Here is a 17,790-nt window from a genome sequence, read left to right as displayed (position 1 = left end):
CTAAATATATAGCGGGGTTTATTTAAAAGATCAAGTGTTCTAAAGGATTAACCCTGCAATACACTTACATCTGCAATCGCTGTGAATAAATCACGCAACTGAGCCAATAAACGTAAACGGTTGGCTTTTAACTCTGCATCATCTGCCATGACCATTACACCTTCAAAGAAGGCATCGATTGGCGCACGAAGTGCAGCAAGCTTAGACAACGCTTCTGTATAGTTACGTGCAGCAAGTAAAGGCTGAACCACTGGTGTCAATGCTTGAAGTTCTGCATAAAGCGCTTTTTCAGCCGCTTCAACCAGATTCGCTTCAACCACAGCCCCTTCAGGCGTTGCTTCTTTTGCAAGAATATTGGCAACACGTTTGTTTGCCGCAGCCAATGCAGCCGCTTCTGGTAAAGTACGGAAATGATTGACCGCAGTCACACGCTTATCAAAATCAAGAGGAGATTTTGGTGCAAGTGCTTGAACCGCTTGAATCACATCAACCGCAACGCCTTGGTCTTCATACTTAGCACGGTAACGACCTTCTAAGAAATCAATGACATCTTGGACTGTCTGGATTGTAGAGTTATCAGAAGTCATTTGTGTCATCACCGTTTGACCTGATACACGACTAATATCATCAATTACTAACTTATATGCAGTAGCTAAGATATCTTTAAGGTTGAAATCCAATTCATTTTCAATGATCAAACGTAAGATACCGATTGCAGAACGGCGTAAAGCAAATGGATCTTTAGAACCTGATGGAACTTGTCCAATTGTGAAAATACCAACAAGCGTATCTAAACGATCTGCAAGCGCAATCGTTGTACCCGTCTTGGTTTGCGGTAATACATCACCAGCAAACTTAGGTAAATACTGCTCACCTAAAGCTTCAGCAACTTCATGATTCTCACCTTCAAGGCGAGCATAGTACGTGCCTGCAATCCCTTGAAGTTCTGGGAATTCACCCACAAGTTCAGAGGTCAAATCACATTTAGCCAGTAATGCTGCTTTTTCAGCATCGGCTGCATTTGCACCCGTAATTGGAGATAGTGCAATTGCTAATTTCGCAATACGTTCTGATTTGTTCCAAAGCGTACCCAGCTGTGCTTGGAATACCATATTTGCGAGTTTTTCTTTACGAGATGCAAGCGGTTGCTTTTGATCTTGTAGGAAGAAGAATTCTGCATCTGACAAACGAGGGCGTACAACTTTCTCATTGCCTTCAATAATTTGAATCGGATCTTTTGACTCAATATTTGAAATGGTAATGAAGTAAGGCTGTAATTTACCTTCGGCATTGATCAAACAGAAATACTTTTGGTTGTCCTGCATCGTGGTAATCAAGGCTTCTTGTGGAACAGCTAAATAACGCTCTTCAAAAGTCGCACGTAAAGCAACTGGCCATTCAACCAGACTTGTCACTTCATCAAGTAAGTCTGCTGGGACAATTGCAGTTGCATTGACTTCATCAGCTAACTTTTTCACTTGATCTTGAATCGTTGCTTGGCGCTTTTCGAAATTCGCAACCACATAGGCTTGTTCTAAAGTTGCCAAGTAGTCATTTGCATGCGCCAAAACTACAGCTTCAGGTGCATGGAAACGATGACCATAGGTCACGTTACCTGCTTTATGATCTTGAATGGTTGCTTCAACCACTTGATCATCTTTCAACAATACGACCCATTTTACTGGACGTACGAATTCAGTACGGCTTGCCGCTGAACGCATACGTTTTGCGATTGGCAAGTTATCCAATGCAGTTTGTAAAATTTGTGGCAGTAAAGCATCAAGGCTTTGACCTTTCACATCTTTCAAGAAGCAAACTTTTTCAACTTTACCAGCTTGGAACGTCGAAAGTTGATCAACCGTGATGCCTTGACCACGCATAAAGCCTTCAAGTGCTTTAGTTGGTTTGCCTTCTGCATCATAAGCGGCTTGAACAGCAGGGCCGTCAAAGCGTTTTTGTGTGTCTGCTTGAGCAGCATCAATATCAACAATTTTGAGTGCTAAACGACGTGGTGCAGCATAGGCTTCGATTGCAGCGAAATTTAAGCCTGCATCTTTTAAGCCTTTTTCAGTTTCAGCTTTTAAAGCATCACGTAAAGTTTTTAAGCTTTTGGGTGGAAGTTCTTCACAGCCAAGTTCGAATAAAACAGTATGCTTCGTCATTATTTATTCTCCTTGGCTTTTTCGGCTTGGGCTGCTTCTGCTTCAACTTGTGCTTTTAACTGCGCTAATACTTCATCACGTAAATGTGGTTCTGCCATTGGGAAACCGAGTTTCGCACGCGCAGCCACATAACTTTGAGCGATTGAACGCGCTAAGGTACGAACACGTAAAATATAACGTTGACGCTCAGTTACAGAAATCGCACCACGCGCATCTAATAAGTTAAAGCTATGCGATGCTTTAATCACTTGCTCATAAGCAGGAAGTGGAAGTTCAGCTTCCATTAAACGAGCTGCTTCAGCTTCATAGAAATCGAATAATTCAAATAATTTATCGACTGGCGCATATTCGAAGTTATAGGTCGATTGTTCTACTTCATTTTGATGGAATACATCACCATAAGTCACAGTACCGAACTGACCTTTGGTCCAAACAAGATCGTAAACTGAGTCTACACCTTGAAGGTACATCGCAAGACGTTCTAAACCGTATGTGATTTCACCAGTAACAGGGTAGCATTCAACACCACCAACTTGCTGGAAGTAAGTGAACTGAGTCACTTCCATACCATTGAGCCAAACTTCCCAACCTAAGCCCCAAGCGCCAAGTGTTGGAGATTCCCAGTTGTCTTCTACGAAGCGAATATCGTGAGTCAGTGTATCGATGCCGATCGCTTTTAACGAATCAAGATAAAGCTGTTGGATATTGTCTGGATTTGGCTTAAGTACTACTTGGAACTGGTAATAGTGTTGTAAGCGGTTTGGGTTTTCACCATAACGACCGTCTTTAGGACGGCGTGAAGGTTGAACATAAGCCGCGTTCCAAGTTTCTGGGCCTAATGCGCGTAAGAAAGTTGCAGTGTGGAATGTCCCTGCACCCATTTCCATATCATATGGTTGTAATACGACGCAGCCTTGCTCCGCCCAATAGTTTTGTAGGGCAAGAATTAAACCCTGAAATGTATCAATATGCGATATAGCACGACTCATGGTGCATCCACTGGAATCAAACAAAAATTGTGGTTAAGTATAAGGATTTTCGGGTGCAGTGCAAAGGATTCAAGCGTTTCAGCAACAAGTTCTGATAATAAATTATTTAAACGCTTTTGTTTAATTTTCGAGTGAATTCAAAACGTACCCAATAGTCGACATATTTTCCCAGTTGGCAAAGTCCTAAATCGGAGATCATTCACATAAACGTCACCTCATGACGCATAACATCTTTTTCAATCTTAATTTTCAAATCATGAAATGTTAGCTTTGAAATGATCTTGTCACTGAGGTGTTTGCTATGTCTGATCGCATTCGTGAAAAATTACAAATTCTTGCCGATGCAGCTAAATATGATGTGTCCTGTTCCTCTAGTGGTAGTGACCGTAAAAATAAAGATAAGGGGCTAGGTGATGCCAGTCGGGCAGGGATTTGCCATAGTTATACCGAAGATGGACGCTGTGTTTCTTTACTGAAAATCTTGTTCAGTAATGTCTGTATTTTTGATTGTGCTTATTGTGTGTCGCGCCGTTCTAATGATGTGAAACGTGCTGCATTTACGGTACAAGAGGTGGTTGATCTGACCATTAATTTTTATCGTCGTAATTATATAGAGGGATTATTCCTTAGCTCAGGTATTTTTAAATCCGCCGACTATACGATGGAACGGATGCTTCAAGTGGTGAAAAAGCTACGTCTCGAAGAAAATTTTAATGGCTATATTCATCTCAAAACTATTCCTGGAGCATCGCCTGAGCTGATTCATGAAGCAGGACTTTATGCTGACCGTATGAGCATCAATTTAGAAATGCCAACTGAGGTCGGATTAAAAGCGTTTGCGCCTGAAAAATCACATCAAGAAGTACAAAAAGACTTGGGGCTAGTGCGAGATCGACTGATTCAACTCAAAGATGAACGCCAGATTATCAAGCATGTGCCAAAATATGTACCCGCAGGGCAGACCACTCAAATGGTTGTTGGTGCACATCAGGAAACTGATCAAGACGTACTTGTGATGGCAGATCGACATTACAAGGAATTTAAACTCAAACGGGTGTATTTCTCAGGTTATATTCCAATCAACACAGAAAATAACTATTTACCAGCGGTCGGTTCGGCGCCGCCTTTATTAAGGGAAAATCGGCTTTATCAAAGTGATTGGTTGATGCGTTTTTATGGTTTTGAAGTCAATGAAATCGTCAATGAAAAACACCCACATTTAGATTTGGATGTAGACCCAAAACTGAGTTGGGCGTTGCGTCATCCCGAGCAGTTTCCAGTGGATTTAAATCGTGCTGACTATCGCATGATCCTTCGTGTACCAGGCATCGGCGTAAAGTCAGCCAAGAAAATCGTGCAAGCGCGTCGTTTTGGCAAGATACACACTGATTTATTGAAGCAACTCGGTGTGGCGTATTCACGTGCCCAGTTTTTTATTCGCTGTGAAGACAGTCCACGGTTTCAAAAGGAACTTTCTACGACTGATATTCGTCAGCAAATATTAACGCAGGGTTCATCTAAATACGTTAAACAACTGTCACCGCAATTGAGTTTAGGATTTTAAACATGCTCAGTGATGCGGTGGTTTATTACTACTTTGATGGCTCTATGGTCGGTTTACTCAACTGCGTATTTCGTGCTTTTCAATTCAAAGAGTTTCACGTGCAACTGTGTTTAAACCAAGTTGCACAGCATGGTTTATTTGCCACTGTAGTTGAAATTCCAAATCACGAGCAACATGCAGCACGTGTTTGGTCAGCTTTACAGCAGAAACTTTCGCATTCATCTCTGAAACAATTTTATTTTGCCTATTTATCTGAATCCTTGGATGCCTATCAGCATTTATTTAATTACTGTATCTATGTTTTTCGGCATCAACATTCAGTCGAAAAAAATTACTCTCATCCCAGTGTTTTAGCGATTTCGCAATGGACGAAAAAGGTCGGGCGCGAAAAGCATCGTATGGAAGCTTTTGTGCGGTTTAAGAAAACTACAGATGGTTTATTTTTAAGTTTAGTTCGACCTGATTTTAATGTCTTGCCTTTGATACAGCCGCATTTTAAGCGTCGTTATCAAGATCAACGTTGGTTGATTTATGACGAACAGCGCAAATATGGTCTGTATTATGATTTAAAAGAGATTCACGAGGTTTCTTTAGAAGCCAATCAGATTGACCGTAATATCGAAAATGGGGGCAGTCAAAACTTTCAATTAGAATTAGATGAACAAGAAGAATTATACGATCAGCTTTGGAAAGATTATTTTAATAGTATCAACATTAAAGAACGTCAGAATGTGAAATTGCATGTGCAATATTTACCTAAACGCTATTGGCGTTATCTGAATGAAAAATATGTTTAAGGCATTTTTTTGATTATTATTTTAAAAATACCAACATAACAAAAGAGCACATTCATGACTAAATTAGTCTTAAAAACAGCGGTACTGATTATGGCTTGTTTGAGTACTTTAGTATTTGCCAAAACGCAAGATAAAGCGATAGATCCTTATAGCCAATGTATCGATGACACCATTCAACAGCTAAAACTGGGAAATATCAATAATGCTGTGGTGGAGATCTGTAGCACCAGAACCAAAACTGTATATGCAAAGCAGATTGTGCAGTTATTGGATCAAATAAAAAAACAGAGTCAGGAATACAAGCAGCCTGAACGCTATCAGGACATCATGAAATCACAACAGCTTTGGAAAAATTTTGTCGATCAAGAGTGCCGTAATGCTGGTGCTTATATCGGTTCGCCGATGTATGAGTTTTGTCCCATGCAAAAATATGCAGAGCGATTGGAGCAATTGGAGGAGTATTTAAATTGACCTTGATCAGTTTTCGTTATTATTTAAAACTGTAATTTAAATACATCTTCAGTCTGAGTCGGCGTATACTGCTGCAACCAATGAAACAACACTATTCCAGCAAGGTGCATTGTGAGCTTTACCCAATCAGACTGGCTAAATTTCTTAAAACCGAATTACAAAATATTACCTTTGAAAGAACGTTTACTTTCTGGATTTGGCGCGCTTTGTGGTTTAGCAATATCCTCTTTAATTAGTTGGTATGTATTGGGCGGTATGAATGCATGGTATATCGCACCGATGGGTGCATCGTCAGTGCTTCTATTCGCGGTTCCCAACAGTCCACTGGCATAACCCTGGAATGTGGTTGTTGGAAATACGCTGGCAGGGATTATTGGGGTGGCCTGTACTCAATATTTGCCTGATCTGACCAGCGCATTTAGCGTGGCGGTTGGGTTTGCTATTTTTATGATGATGACTACAGACTCCTTGCATCCACCGAGTGGGGCAGTGGCGATTACCGCAGTTTTGGGTGGTGAGGCAGTCCATCGTCTAGGATTTCATTTTGTACTGTATCCCGTGCTATTGAACTCGATTTTACTGTTGCTATTTGCGGTATTTTTTAACCGTTTAATTGGGCGGCATTATCCCATTACCGCGCATGTCAATGAGCGTTCCAAAGACCCAACACCTACTCAAAAAGTATCGATTCAACCCAAAGATATCGAATATGCCTTAGAGCAACACACTGAACTATTGGATATCAGCCAATACGATTTAGAGAAAATCATTTTAGAAGCACAGGAACACGCAAGCGAACGCCTGAATAGTTACTTTGTCTGTGAGGATATTATGAGTCGGGATGTCATCAAGCTACATGAAGATGATGATATTCATCAGGCCTTAGAGAAGTTCAAGGAAGTCAACCTCATGAGTCTGCCTGTCGTCAATGCGGAGGAAAAACTGGTTGGAACACTGGCCTTATATGAGGTGGTGGAATGGTTTAAGGGTGCCACTGATCCGCGAAATTCATGGCAACATTATGTGAAACAGATCATGAGTCGTCGAGTTGTGAAAGTTGATCCATTACAACCGATTCAAGATCTTGTACCTTATTTTGTTGAAAAATCTTTTAATTATATTCCTGTGGTCGAAGAGCTACGTTTAATTGGAATTATTAGTCGGGCTGATATGATTGCGGCCTTGCATCAGCAAATCAAACAATAATCTTCAGTATTTTGAGCAAAAAAAAGCTACGGTTGTATTAGGGGTAAATCAACCGTAGCGACCAACAGAGGAAAGTGGGATTAGCGTTTTATGTGTTGATCTTCATCAACTGTCTTAACAGGTGGATGATAGCCTTGTACATGCTCAACCCGATTCGCCTGTCTTTTTGGAATGACTAACCACATGATTAAATACACCAAAATACCTGGGAAAGCGGCGCTCATAATTGAAATAATCACAAAGATTAAACGTAGTAAATTCGCATTCCAACCAAAACGTTCCGCAATACCGCCCATTACACCAGCGATCATGCTTTGTTGGTTTGAGCGGTATAAACCAGAATTGGCCATTTAATTTTTCTCCAAAAATATTTGATACAGCAACGGAATGAGACTTCATTCATGATAAATCGCTGTTAATAATGAGATAGGGATGAACTGGTTTTTTTAAAGTTTAAACAGATGGGAGAATCGTTACGGTGTGTAAAAGGCTGATGGAAAAAACGACAGTATCGCCTAAAATGCACCGACTTAAAGCATATGGCTTGGGTTAATCGAAATTTCGCTCTTATCAAAATACTCCACGAATGGACTTTTGGAGGCATATAACAAAACGGTTCAATCGTTTTGATCTTTCCAAAAAGTTTATTTATTGGAATGGTGAGGTGAAATGGTCACGATATCGATGTTAGAGATTTATGGATATGCAGTTCAGGTTATTCTTATCGTGGTTTAGCGTAGGTGCTCTCTTGAGCTTTGGGTTGAGCGCCTGTGATAGCCATCACCCTGAATCCGCTAAACAACAGGCCCAGACGCAACCGAGTCATGAAATCATGGAATCAGACCCGCAGCAGGGGATGTCATTAACCCAGGTTGCTGGACAGGCCACCCTGCCTCGTCCTGTGACACACAAGCATACACCGACTAAACTGTCTGAAACTGAACTGGCCTATGTGGGGCGTTATCATGCGCGTATTCCATGTACCGATGCTTTCGCGGGTTGTGTCAATAACGAGAAAGAAGCGGAATATATTATGAACTTGCTGGAGGATGGCTCTGTCTACTGGACCAATACCAGTTTCGGTCGTCTGGGTTCAGATTTATCGCGTAATGTTGCCAAAATTGAGCAAACCTGTAAGCAGGTGCAGTGGCATGTTGAGCCAGTGGAAAAAGAGATTGTGGTGCGCTGTGCTGCCGCTGACGTGAATTTATATTACCAGATCAATCAGGACCAGAATCTTGTGATGGATCTGGATAAAATCTGGAATGGGGATCAGGGCCGCAACCGCAAGTTCTTTAAAGAATATCCATTTCCCAAGAAAGCCTATGTTTTTGAAAAGTCGGAATAAAAAATTGAGAATAAAAAAAGAGCGCATCGAGCGCTCTTTTTTGTCAGTGCAGATTAGTAATCAAAGCTGAAGTGTTCTGGTACAAGTGAAGTCAAGGTACGAGAAGTCGAAACCATTGATTCTGCATGACCTTGCGCACGTGGCAACAAACGGTCAAAGTAGAATTCAGCAACCTTGATTTTTGCTTTATAGAATTCAGGAGTTTCAGCACCATTGCCTGCTTCCAGTTTTTCAGAAGCAACCACTGCCTGTTGAGCCCAGAAGTAAGCCATCATCACATAACCAGAGAACATCAAGAAATCATTAGAAGCAGAAGATACGATGTCACGGTCTTTACGTGCTGCAAGCATGATGCGAACAGTTAATGTGTTCCATTGAGCGCAAAGCTTCGTTAAGTCCCAAGCGAAGCGACGTAAGTATTTGTTACGAGCGTGAGTTGCACAGAACTTCAGGATTTCAGCAGTATAGTCACGAACAACTTTACCTTTTGAGCTTAAAAGAACTTTACGACCTAATAAGTCAAGTGCTTGGACACCCGTTGTACCTTCATACAATGTTGAGATACGTGCATCACGTGCGATTTGTTCCATGCCCCATTCTTTGATGTAACCATGACCGCCGTATACTTGGATACCATGGTTTGCAGCTTCCAAACCTAATTCAGTCAAGAAACCTTTAAGAATTGGAGTATAGAAACCAAGTTTGTCATCGGCAGCTTCATAAGCAGCCTGATCACCACTTGCCAGCGCATCAGCCATTTTATCTGCAAGTTTGGCAGCATGATAAATCATTGCACGACCACCTTCAGCTACAGCTTTTTGAGTTAAAAGCATGCGGCGAACGTCTGCGTGGTGAATGATTGCATCAGCAACACGCTCTGGCTCTTTTTTACCAGAAAGTGCGCGCATAGACATACGGTCTTTCGCATAAGGTAACGCACCTTGGAAAGAAAGTTCAGCATGTGCAATACCTTGAACCGCTGTACCAATACGTGCAGTGTTCATGAAAGTAAACATTGCATGCAAACCTTTGTTGATTTCACCAATGAGGTAACCAGTTGCGTTATCAAAGTTCAATACCGCAGTTGCTGATGCACGGATACCCATTTTGTGTTCGATTGAACCACAAGATACGGTATTACGCTCACCTACACCGCCGTCAGCAGTTGGGATGAGCTTAGGCACGATGAATAACGAGATACCACGGGTACCAGCAGGTGCATCTGGAAGACGCGCAAGTACGATATGAATGATATTGTCTGTTAAATCGTGTTCACCTGCAGAGATGAAGATTTTAGTACCAGAGATTTTATAAGTACCATCAGCAGCAGCTTCTGCCTTGGTTTTCACCTGCCCCAAGTCTGTACCACATTGAGGTTCAGTTAAGCACATTGTGCCAGACCAAGTACCTTCAACCAGTTTAGGCATATAGGTATTTTTTTGCTCATCAGTACCGAATTGCATGATGGTGTTCATACAACCTGTACTTAAACCTGGGTACATGGTGAATGACCAGTTTGCAGTACCCATCATTTCAGACTTGACGAGGTTTAAAGACATTGGCAGGCCTTGACCACCAAACTCTTCTGGGTAGGAAAGACCTTGCCAGCCACCCATGACGAACTGGTCATACGCTTCTTTGAAGCCTTTAGGAGTAGTTACTTCGCCGTTGTTAAAGGTACAACCTTCTTCATCGCCAGACTGATTGATTGGAGAAAGTACGTTTTCGCAGTAATCTGCCGCACTTTCAAGAATCATGTCAACAGTATCTTTATCTGCATTTTGGCCACTTGCCAAAGTTTGGTAGTGTGCAGGATAATCAAACACTTCATTCATTAAGAAGCGAATATCACGGAGCGGGGCTTTATAAGCTGGCATAATCTTAATCCTGTATTTGAATCGTTTTGGATTATCTGTTTCGATACTTTGATTATTCACAATGGTGATAAAAATACATTGATAAACACTATGAAAAAAAATGTCAGAAAAGCGAATTGATCAGGCGTTAGGCGCGTAAAAAAGTCAACTTTCCGCTGGTGTTTGAAACTCATTTTAAATATAAAAATGATTAAATTTACAGCTGTAAATATAATGATATAAGGGGGTTTGGTAAAACTATGCGTTTAAAATATTTAACTTTATGTATATTTGGGGTTTAGTCTTTCTGCATGTTCCCAGCATGTCATTAAAACCAATTCTGCTACTGCAAACCTTGAACAGAAAGCCATTAACAGCATCAATGTGATGTATGAATATCCCAGCTATGACTACCGTGGAAAGTTTAATGTCCATGTTGATCTGGACCAAAATAAAACCGTAGGCAAAGATGACAAGGCGGCTCTGGATGCCAATGTAAAGCAAAAGGTCGATCAATATCTGCGCGACCAGAAAGTCAACCTGAACACCGCACAGAAGCAGGCTTTATATGAAACCCTTGCCCAACAGCCACATCAGTTTGGCGGCAGCAAGGCGGACAAGTTTACCCGTGTCAGGCCAATATTCTGGGACAGGTTTATGTGGATGCACGCAAAAACCAGCTGTCTGAGAAGTCAATCAAGAACTTAAAGGCTGAGCATAATGAGTTTATTGATTATGAAGTCTTTAAGGATGTTTATCAGAAAATGCTGAGCAGCAAATAATTTAATCCCCAAAAAAAGAACCTGCGCAATAGGCAGGTTCTTTTTGCCGAATTTTACTGAACACTTATAAAAAATCTTTAAGTTCAGGTTTTAATCCATTCCAGATTGAAAAGGCCTCAATTGCCTGTCCAACCAGCATGCCAAAGCCATCGGTGGATGGAACCTGACGAGCTTGAGCCTGATCCAGAAAACTGGAGGATTTGCCATACGCCATTTCATAGGCATGATGGAAAAGTAGGGTTTCTGGCAGTTGTAACGTATCACCTGTTAAGCTGGCTGACGTTGCATTAATCACAACATCAAACTCACCAGAAAGTTGATCCAGCCCTATCGCCTGTAATTCTGCCTGTGGTACAGCATCTTTTAAATCTGAGACCAATTGTTCAGCTCGAGCAAGTGTACGATTGGCAATGACAATCTGTTTTGCACCTGCCTGCATCAGTGGATAGATCACACCACGGGTCGCACCGCCAGCCCCTAAAATCAGAATGCGACTGTTGGCAAGATTCCAGCCCAAAGCCTGAATGGCTGCAACTAAACCCTGACCATCGGTATTATCGCCAAAAAGTTTGCCATCCTGCATCCATAAGGTATTCACGGCTTTGGCAATTCTGGCGCGTTCGGTCAGTTGATCACATAAGGCAAATGCCTGTTCTTTAAAGGGAACAGTCACATTCATTCCAGCACCGCCTTGCGCAAAAAAATCCTTTGCCGTATTTTCAAAGCCATCCAGCGGGGCAAGAATTTTTTTATAGTTTAAATCAACACCTGTTTTGGCTGCAAAAGCATGATGTAATTCTGGTGAGCGGGATTGTTCAATTGGATTTCCAATTACAGCAAATTGTTTGGTCATGATAAATGTTTAGATGAGAGAGCTATTGAACGAGTGTATAAATATGTGGATGTTGCTGCAAGATTATTGCATATGATGAATTAAAAACTGCTCTGCGGTCATTACAGGAATGGACGCAAGTTTAAAATCATTAAGATTTCGGGTAATAATCATTTCACATTGTGCCTGTTTTGCTGCCTGATATAAGACCGCATCTTCAAAGTCACTAAAATTGGATAGAACAGCTTGTTCAATCACTATTTGATTCACTGCTGCAATTTGAAAGAGTTGTAAAATGAGTTTTAGGTAATGTTGAGCTGCATTTTTATCCAATGATTTTGCCAAAAGGTAAAATACTGTAGTAATTGTTGTTGCAGATAAATATCCCTCTATTTCCTGTTGTTCAACTTTGCTCATCAGTTGGCTAGCCGATGTATAAAAAGGTTCACGCTTTAATAGGACATCCAAAACAATATTGGTATCAAATAGTACTTTCATTGATATTTTTTCTCTAAAGCATCGTAATATTCTGTTTTTACATCTGTTACATCATGCTCTTTCAAAATTCCACTGAGTTGTTGAGTAATGCTAGGCAGTGGTGAATGTTCAACTTGCTGTTGTATTTTTTGAAGTTGTAAAAAATATTCTGCGACTAACTGAGAAACAGAAGTGTGATGAAGTTTGGCATACTGCTTGGCATGTTCTATCAATTCATCATTGAGTCTTAAAGTCAACTTTGTATTCATTATTTGCACCACTGGCGTACTTATTTTTAATAATTGTACGTCATTTTGGTTGGAATGCAAATTATGCTACAAAAAAATCCCCGACTTTATGTCAGGGATGATCTATTTTACTTTTGCAAACCCAACCAGTCTCTTGGTTTTAAATAATAATCAGTGAGACGTTTTTCAGGTGAGTTTTCATCCCATTCAGGACGATACGACCAGCCTGCAAGATTAGGTAAACTGACCAAGATCGATTCAATTCGTCCACCTGTTTGTAAACCAAACAAGGTGCCACGATCATAAACCAGATTGTATTCAACATAACGACCACGACGATACAACTGGAACTCGCGCTGAGCTTCGGTATATGGCTGCTCACGATGCTTTTCAAAAATTGGCAGGATTGCTGCTAAATAACCATTACCAACTGCCTGCATATATTGAAAACAGGTTTCAAAATCCCATTGATTGAGATCATCAAAGAACAAACCACCCACGCCACGCTGTTCATCACGGTGTTTTAAATAGAAATAATCATCACACCATTGTTTATGCTCGGCATAAACATTTTCACCAAATGGCTGACATAAGTCATAGGCAGTTTGATGCCAGTCTAAAATATCCTGATCATCTGGATAGAACGGGGTTAAGTCAAAACCACCGCCAAACCACCACACTGGGTCCTGTCCCTCAGGTTCAGCCACAAATAAACGGACATTGGCATGGGAGGTTGGAATATTTGGATTTTTTGGATGAATGACCAGCGACACACCCAAAGCCTGAGCCTTTGCGCCCGCAATCTGCGGATGGCGTTCAGTTGCGGAAGCAGGCAGCTTGCTGATATTAATGTGGGAAAACATGACCCCACCTTTTTCAATCACTTCACCATTTTGCAGAACACGGGAACGACCACCACCGCCTTCGGTTCGTTGCCAATCATCAATGATAAACTCAGCGGTTCCACCGCCTGCACGTTCCTGTTGTTCTAATCCTGCACAAATCCGTGTCTGTAGGTCGAGTAAAAACTCACGAACACGGTGAATATCAGCTGAAGTTGGATGCTGCATGATGATCCTCTTAAAGTGATCTAGGAATTGCTTATATCAAAACATAAAATCCATAAAAAAAGTAAGGGATTTTTGCCTTTTACCATAAAAATCGCTTAATTGCCTTATTTTTAAACATTTTGCAAAAATGAATCAGAAGTCATCTTTTTTATATAGGTGATCCATACGCTCACGTTTGGTCTTTAAATAATGTTCATTGAATGGATTACGACCTACAGTGAGCGGAACGCGCTCGACCACATTAATTCCAAGATCAGTGAGTGCTTTTAGTTTGAGTGGATTGTTCGTCAGCAATTTTACTTCTTTCACTTGCAGATGATCCAGCATAATGCTGCACATATCATAACGACGCGCATCAGCAGGTAGATTTAACAATAAGTTTGCATCAACGGTATCATGCCCCTGATCCTGTAGGGCATAGGCACGAATTTTATTGGTCAAGCCAATCCCACGACCTTCCTGACGCAAATATAAAATCACACCCTGAGCCGCTTCATTGATCATTCGTTGTGTGGCTTGTAACTGAGGTCCACAGTCGCACTTCAATGAGGCAAAGGCATCACCAGTCAAACATTCAGAATGGATACGCACGAGTACGGGCTGATTTGGTGCAGTTTCTAGTCCTTTGGAAAGCGCCACATGCTCTTCGCCCGTTGCTGGGTCTTGAAACACGGAAATATTGAAGTCACCAAAAGCGGTTGGTAGCCTTGATGTTGCAACAAATTCAATTGGCACAGAACGCTCACTATGATAATAAAAACAGTCAAAGTATAGCTGAATGTGTGAAGATTGCGTGAATTGGAATTTCTGATTTTTCACATAAGTTTTTCTTTTTCATACAAAGCACACAATAATGGTTGATAAACAGTGACATAATTCAGGATAATCTGCCAGCCAGTCCCCGAGACTGGCATGAGAATGTTTAGCACGACATCATTTGCCCATGTGGCTGATTGAAGGTAGATCATATTTAATTGTATGATTGCCCCCATTTAACCCAGCTTCGGATTTGCCAGGCTTAAAAAGGCTTCGCCACATTATGTTGTATACCGAAATTCCAACTCAACGTCCTGTTACGCCATTGTTAGATGGAATTGATCATCCACAACAGTTACGTCAGCTCGAACAAGGCCTGCTCCCACAAGTGGCGGATGAGTTGCGTCAATATATTTTGTATGCGGCAGGGCAAAGCGGTGGCCACTTTGGCGCAAATCTTGGTGTAATCGAATTAACGGTTGCGTTGCATTATTGTTTTAATACACCTCAGGACCGTCTGGTTTGGGATGTGGGTCATCAGGCTTATCCACACAAGGTGTTGACAGGTCGCCGTGACAGAATTACCACGATCCGTGCCAAAGATGGTTTGGCTGCATTTCCTGCCCGTGAAGAATCCGAGTTTGATACTTTTGGGGTAGGCCATTCATCAACAGCAATTTCTGCTGGTCTTGGTATGGCGTTGGCACGTCGCTACCAAAAAGACCCATGCGATGTGGTTGCCATTGTCGGTGATGGTGCAATGACCGCAGGTATGGCCTTTGAAGCCATGAATGATGCGGTTGCCCATGATGCCGACCTGATTGTGGTGCTGAATGACAATGATATGTCGATCTCCTGCAGTACAGGCGGCTTTGCCAAGCATTTGGCGGCGATTTGGGAAACAGGTCAGTTGGTCAATGTCAATGAACAGGGTGAAGCCTATGTTCAGCCACATCCGAAGTGGACTTATAACTCAAGGTTACATCAGTCTGCAACAGATGCAGCGGATAACTTATTTAAAGCGATTGGTTTTGATTATTTTGGGCCATTTGATGGGCATGATGTTGAACAACTCACACAAGTTTTCCATGCGCTAAAAAAACGTAAAGGCCCTCGTTTAGTGCATATTTATACCAAAAAGGGTAAAGGATTTGCGCCAGCTGAAGCAGACCCGATTACCTATCATGCTATTACTAAAATTGTACCTACAGCATCTGCTCCTGCAAAAAAATCACCGCCTAAATACTCAGACGTGTTTGGACAATGGTTATGTGATGAAGCAGCGCAAGATGATCGTTTACTGGCGATTACTCCAGCGATGTGTGAAGGTTCAGGGATGGTTCAGTTTGCAAAGCAATACCCTGAACGTTTCTTTGACGTTGCGATTGCTGAACAACATGCAGTGACTTTAGCCGCGGGTATGGCGTGTGAAGGTTTAAAACCTGTTGTAGCAATCTATTCGACCTTTTTACAGCGTGGCTATGACCAGTTGATCCATGATGTTGCGTTACAGAATCTGGATGTCACTTTTGGGATTGATCGTGCTGGTTTGGTTGGTGAAGATGGTCCGACCCATGCAGGTGCATATGATTATGCCTATATGCGTACTGTACCTAACATGGTGATCATGGCGCCAAAAGACGAAAATGAATGTCGTCAAATGCTACACACTGCATATCATTATAAAGGTCCAACAGCAGTTCGTTACCCACGTGGTGTCGGTACAGGTGTAGAAATTCAACAACAAATGACTGCTTTAGAAATTGGTAAAGCTGAAATCGTTGCGCAATTTAATCAGGACGCAGATCAGCAGATCAGTATCCTTGCTTTTGGTAGCCGTGTTGCAGCTTCAGTCGAAGCAGCGCAACAATTTGCGAATAAACATGCAATTGGTGTGCGTGTGGTCAACATGCGGTTTGTAAAACCATTAGATGAGCAGATGCTTCGTGACTTAGCTACTGACACAAAATTTTTTGTGACTGTAGAGGAACATGCGGTTATGGCTGGTGCGGGAAGTGCAGTAAATGAATTTTTAGCATGCGCTAAAATCATTAAGCCAATTTTAAATCTAGGTTTGCCAGATGCATTTTTAAATCAAGCAACTCATCAGCAAATGCTCATTGACTGTGGCTTAGATGCCAAAGGTATTTTACTTTCAATAGAACAAGCACGGTTATAGGTCCTTAACGCTTTGTAAATTGCAAAATAATCTTTCGCAAACATTTTTTACCTAAAAGCCCTTATATTTGATAGAATATAGGGGCTTTTATGCATTATTCTTTGTCAAAATCTTCAAATTTGTAGTGGGTGTTCAATGGAACCTATGGTGGTTATGGCTGCGCGTGCGGCTCAAACAGTTGGTCAAGAGCTTTTAAAGGCACATCAAAATCGTCATAAACTCGATTTACAAGTTGAAGAAAAAGGCATTGATGGTCCAGTAACGCGTGTTGACCGTTATATCGAACAACTTACAATTGATACGCTTCGTAAAAGTTATAAAAACCATAGCTTCCTTGGTGAAGAGTTTGGCATGCAAGAAGGTAAAGGTCACGATGCAGATTGGTGCTGGGTGATTGATCCTTTAGATGGTACTCAAAACTTTATCAACGGTTTTCCTCATTTCTGTATTTCTATCGCTGTACAACATAAAGGCGTAACTCAGCACGGTGTGATCTACGATCCAGTGCGTGATGAATTATTCTCTGCAAGCCGTGGCCGTGGTGCAGTCATGAACCAGCGCCGTATTCGTGTCAATCTAAAAGATTCCTTGGAAAATACTTTCCTTGCGGTAGGTCATCCTTATCGTGCGAAGCGCAACGGTGAAATCGTATCTTATGCAGAACAGCATTTCGCTTCTTTGTTGGCTGTAACTAAATCAGGCGCGCAAATCCGTCGTGGTGGCTCTGCTGCTTTAGATTTAGCTTATGTCGCTGCAGGTCGTTTTGATGGTTTCTTTGAACTTGGTTTAAAACCGTGGGATATTGCCGCGGGTGAGTTGATTGTAAAGGAAGCGGGCGGTGCAGTCGTTGATGCACGTGGTGGTAATGATTCATTTGACAATGGTCAGGTGATTGCCTGTTCACTCAAGATGTTAAAACCGTTGATGCAGGCGGTTGTTCCAGCTTGGGGCGAAGCTGCAAAATAATTTATAGATTACTAAAAAGACCCTCAATATTTGAGGGTTTTTTATGAGGACTTGAGAATAATTAAAGAGCTATCTTGGTCATGATTT

The 17,790-nt window shown here is 41.6% G+C and carries 15 protein-coding genes and 2 pseudogenes; 8 read left to right on the top strand and 9 right to left on the bottom strand.

What is annotated here, in order from left to right; all coding sequences use genetic code 11:
- Positions 1-47: 47 nt before the first annotated feature.
- Both glyS and glyQ read right to left on the bottom strand, forming a co-directional pair.
- The gene (gene glyS / locus F972_RS12560) at positions 48-2,162 is read right to left on the bottom strand and encodes a glycine--tRNA ligase subunit beta (protein WP_004769890.1); all 2,115 of its coding nucleotides are present in this window, start codon (positions 2,160-2,162) and stop codon (positions 48-50) included.
- Complete coding sequence (gene glyQ, locus F972_RS12555) at positions 2,162-3,151, bottom strand: glycine--tRNA ligase subunit alpha (protein WP_004641159.1); 990 nt, start codon at positions 3,149-3,151, stop codon at positions 2,162-2,164. Before glyQ ends, glyS begins: the two co-directional genes overlap by 1 nt.
- Before the next feature lie 301 nt (positions 3,152-3,452).
- Between glyQ and F972_RS12550 the strand changes: the two genes are divergently transcribed.
- The 4 genes and pseudogenes from F972_RS12550 to F972_RS12535 all read left to right on the top strand — a co-directional run bounded on the left by F972_RS12550 (position 3,453) and on the right by F972_RS12535 (position 7,189).
- A complete protein-coding gene (locus F972_RS12550; protein ID WP_004757055.1) occupies positions 3,453-4,715 on the top strand; it encodes a putative DNA modification/repair radical SAM protein in 1,263 nt (420 codons plus the stop codon).
- Between the two features lie 2 nt (positions 4,716-4,717).
- Positions 4,718-5,512: a TIGR03915 family putative DNA repair protein gene (locus F972_RS12545; RefSeq protein ID WP_004757057.1), complete on the top strand. Its 795-nt coding sequence runs from the start codon at positions 4,718-4,720 to the stop codon at positions 5,510-5,512.
- Between the two features lie 54 nt (positions 5,513-5,566).
- Positions 5,567-5,983, top strand: a complete 417-nt coding sequence (locus F972_RS12540) for a lysozyme inhibitor LprI family protein (RefSeq protein WP_004683320.1) — start codon at positions 5,567-5,569, stop codon at positions 5,981-5,983.
- A gap of 111 nt (positions 5,984-6,094) precedes the next feature.
- A pseudogene (locus F972_RS12535) lies at positions 6,095-7,189 on the top strand (HPP family protein).
- An 80-nt stretch (positions 7,190-7,269) separates the two neighbouring features.
- On the opposite strand, the gene F972_RS12530 reads toward F972_RS12535, so the two are convergent.
- A complete protein-coding gene (locus F972_RS12530; protein WP_004683315.1) occupies positions 7,270-7,539 on the bottom strand; it encodes a PspC domain-containing protein in 270 nt (89 codons plus the stop codon).
- A 353-nt stretch (positions 7,540-7,892) separates the two neighbouring features.
- On the opposite strand from F972_RS12530, the gene F972_RS12525 reads away from it, so the two are divergent.
- A complete protein-coding gene (locus F972_RS12525) occupies positions 7,893-8,537 on the top strand; it encodes a hypothetical protein (RefSeq protein WP_004683314.1) in 645 nt (214 codons plus the stop codon).
- A 53-nt stretch (positions 8,538-8,590) separates the two neighbouring features.
- On the opposite strand, the gene F972_RS12520 is transcribed toward F972_RS12525, so the two are convergent.
- On the bottom strand, positions 8,591-10,414 hold the full coding sequence (locus tag F972_RS12520) for an acyl-CoA dehydrogenase C-terminal domain-containing protein (protein ID WP_004769888.1): 1,824 nt from the start codon (positions 10,412-10,414) through the stop codon (positions 8,591-8,593).
- A 239-nt stretch (positions 10,415-10,653) separates the two neighbouring features.
- Between F972_RS12520 and F972_RS12515 the strand changes: the two are divergent.
- A pseudogene (locus tag F972_RS12515) lies at positions 10,654-11,026 on the top strand (hypothetical protein); the annotation flags it as partial.
- 213 nt (positions 11,027-11,239) lie between these two features.
- On the opposite strand, the gene aroE reads toward F972_RS12515, so the two are convergent.
- From aroE to ribA, 5 genes are all read right to left on the bottom strand, one after another.
- A complete protein-coding gene (gene aroE / locus F972_RS12510) occupies positions 11,240-12,028 on the bottom strand; it encodes a shikimate dehydrogenase (protein ID WP_004769886.1) in 789 nt (262 codons plus the stop codon).
- Between the two features lie 63 nt (positions 12,029-12,091).
- Positions 12,092-12,505 (bottom strand): PIN domain-containing protein, encoded by a 414-nt coding sequence (locus F972_RS12505; RefSeq protein ID WP_004760606.1) that lies wholly within the window; start codon positions 12,503-12,505, stop codon positions 12,092-12,094.
- Complete coding sequence (locus F972_RS12500; RefSeq protein WP_004757067.1) at positions 12,502-12,753, bottom strand: DUF6364 family protein; 252 nt, start codon at positions 12,751-12,753, stop codon at positions 12,502-12,504. The genes F972_RS12505 and F972_RS12500 overlap by 4 nt, the downstream gene beginning before the upstream one ends.
- A 107-nt stretch (positions 12,754-12,860) precedes the next feature.
- The gene (hemF, locus tag F972_RS12495) at positions 12,861-13,802 is read right to left on the bottom strand and encodes an oxygen-dependent coproporphyrinogen oxidase (protein WP_004769885.1); all 942 of its coding nucleotides are present in this window, start codon (positions 13,800-13,802) and stop codon (positions 12,861-12,863) included.
- Between the two features lie 132 nt (positions 13,803-13,934).
- Positions 13,935-14,537 (bottom strand): GTP cyclohydrolase II, encoded by a 603-nt coding sequence (ribA, locus tag F972_RS12490; RefSeq protein WP_004769884.1) that lies wholly within the window; start codon positions 14,535-14,537, stop codon positions 13,935-13,937.
- Positions 14,538-14,841: 304 nt separating this feature from the next.
- Here ribA and dxs point away from each other — a divergent pair, with 304 nt between their 5' ends.
- On the top strand, positions 14,842-16,737 hold the full coding sequence (gene dxs, locus F972_RS12485; protein WP_004757071.1) for a 1-deoxy-D-xylulose-5-phosphate synthase: 1,896 nt from the start codon (positions 14,842-14,844) through the stop codon (positions 16,735-16,737).
- Between the two features lie 135 nt (positions 16,738-16,872).
- The gene (locus F972_RS12480; RefSeq protein WP_004678643.1) at positions 16,873-17,703 is read left to right on the top strand and encodes an inositol monophosphatase family protein; all 831 of its coding nucleotides are present in this window, start codon (positions 16,873-16,875) and stop codon (positions 17,701-17,703) included.
- Positions 17,704-17,790 lie beyond the last annotated feature (87 nt).

The organism is Acinetobacter sp. CIP 102529, from assembly GCF_000368325.1.
GTDB classification, from domain to species: Bacteria; Pseudomonadota; Gammaproteobacteria; order Pseudomonadales; family Moraxellaceae; genus Acinetobacter; species Acinetobacter parvus.
This window is presented reverse-complemented; position numbering and strand designations above follow the sequence as displayed.

What these genes read in the sequence shown, in the direction of transcription:
- glyS (WP_004769890.1), bottom strand. Translation starts at nt 2,162, where the DNA reads ATGACGAAGCATACTGTTTTATTCGAACTTGGCTGTGAAGAACTTCCA.
- hemF (WP_004769885.1), bottom strand. Translation starts at nt 13,802, where the DNA reads ATGCAGCATCCAACTTCAGCTGATATTCACCGTGTTCGTGAGTTTTTA.
- F972_RS12500 (WP_004757067.1), bottom strand. Translation starts at nt 12,753, where the DNA reads ATGAATACAAAGTTGACTTTAAGACTCAATGATGAATTGATAGAACAT.
- F972_RS12550 (WP_004757055.1), top strand. Translation starts at nt 3,453, where the DNA reads ATGTCTGATCGCATTCGTGAAAAATTACAAATTCTTGCCGATGCAGCT.
- F972_RS12505 (WP_004760606.1), bottom strand. Translation starts at nt 12,505, where the DNA reads ATGAAAGTACTATTTGATACCAATATTGTTTTGGATGTCCTATTAAAG.
- glyQ (WP_004641159.1), bottom strand. Translation starts at nt 3,151, where the DNA reads ATGAGTCGTGCTATATCGCATATTGATACATTTCAGGGTTTAATTCTT.
- F972_RS12545 (WP_004757057.1), top strand. Translation starts at nt 4,718, where the DNA reads ATGCTCAGTGATGCGGTGGTTTATTACTACTTTGATGGCTCTATGGTC.
- F972_RS12530 (WP_004683315.1), bottom strand. Translation starts at nt 7,539, where the DNA reads ATGGCCAATTCTGGTTTATACCGCTCAAACCAACAAAGCATGATCGCT.
- F972_RS12525 (WP_004683314.1), top strand. Translation starts at nt 7,893, where the DNA reads ATGCAGTTCAGGTTATTCTTATCGTGGTTTAGCGTAGGTGCTCTCTTG.
- F972_RS12540 (WP_004683320.1), top strand. Translation starts at nt 5,567, where the DNA reads ATGACTAAATTAGTCTTAAAAACAGCGGTACTGATTATGGCTTGTTTG.
- aroE (WP_004769886.1), bottom strand. Translation starts at nt 12,028, where the DNA reads ATGACCAAACAATTTGCTGTAATTGGAAATCCAATTGAACAATCCCGC.
- dxs (WP_004757071.1), top strand. Translation starts at nt 14,842, where the DNA reads ATGTTGTATACCGAAATTCCAACTCAACGTCCTGTTACGCCATTGTTA.
- F972_RS12480 (WP_004678643.1), top strand. Translation starts at nt 16,873, where the DNA reads ATGGAACCTATGGTGGTTATGGCTGCGCGTGCGGCTCAAACAGTTGGT.
- F972_RS12520 (WP_004769888.1), bottom strand. Translation starts at nt 10,414, where the DNA reads ATGCCAGCTTATAAAGCCCCGCTCCGTGATATTCGCTTCTTAATGAAT.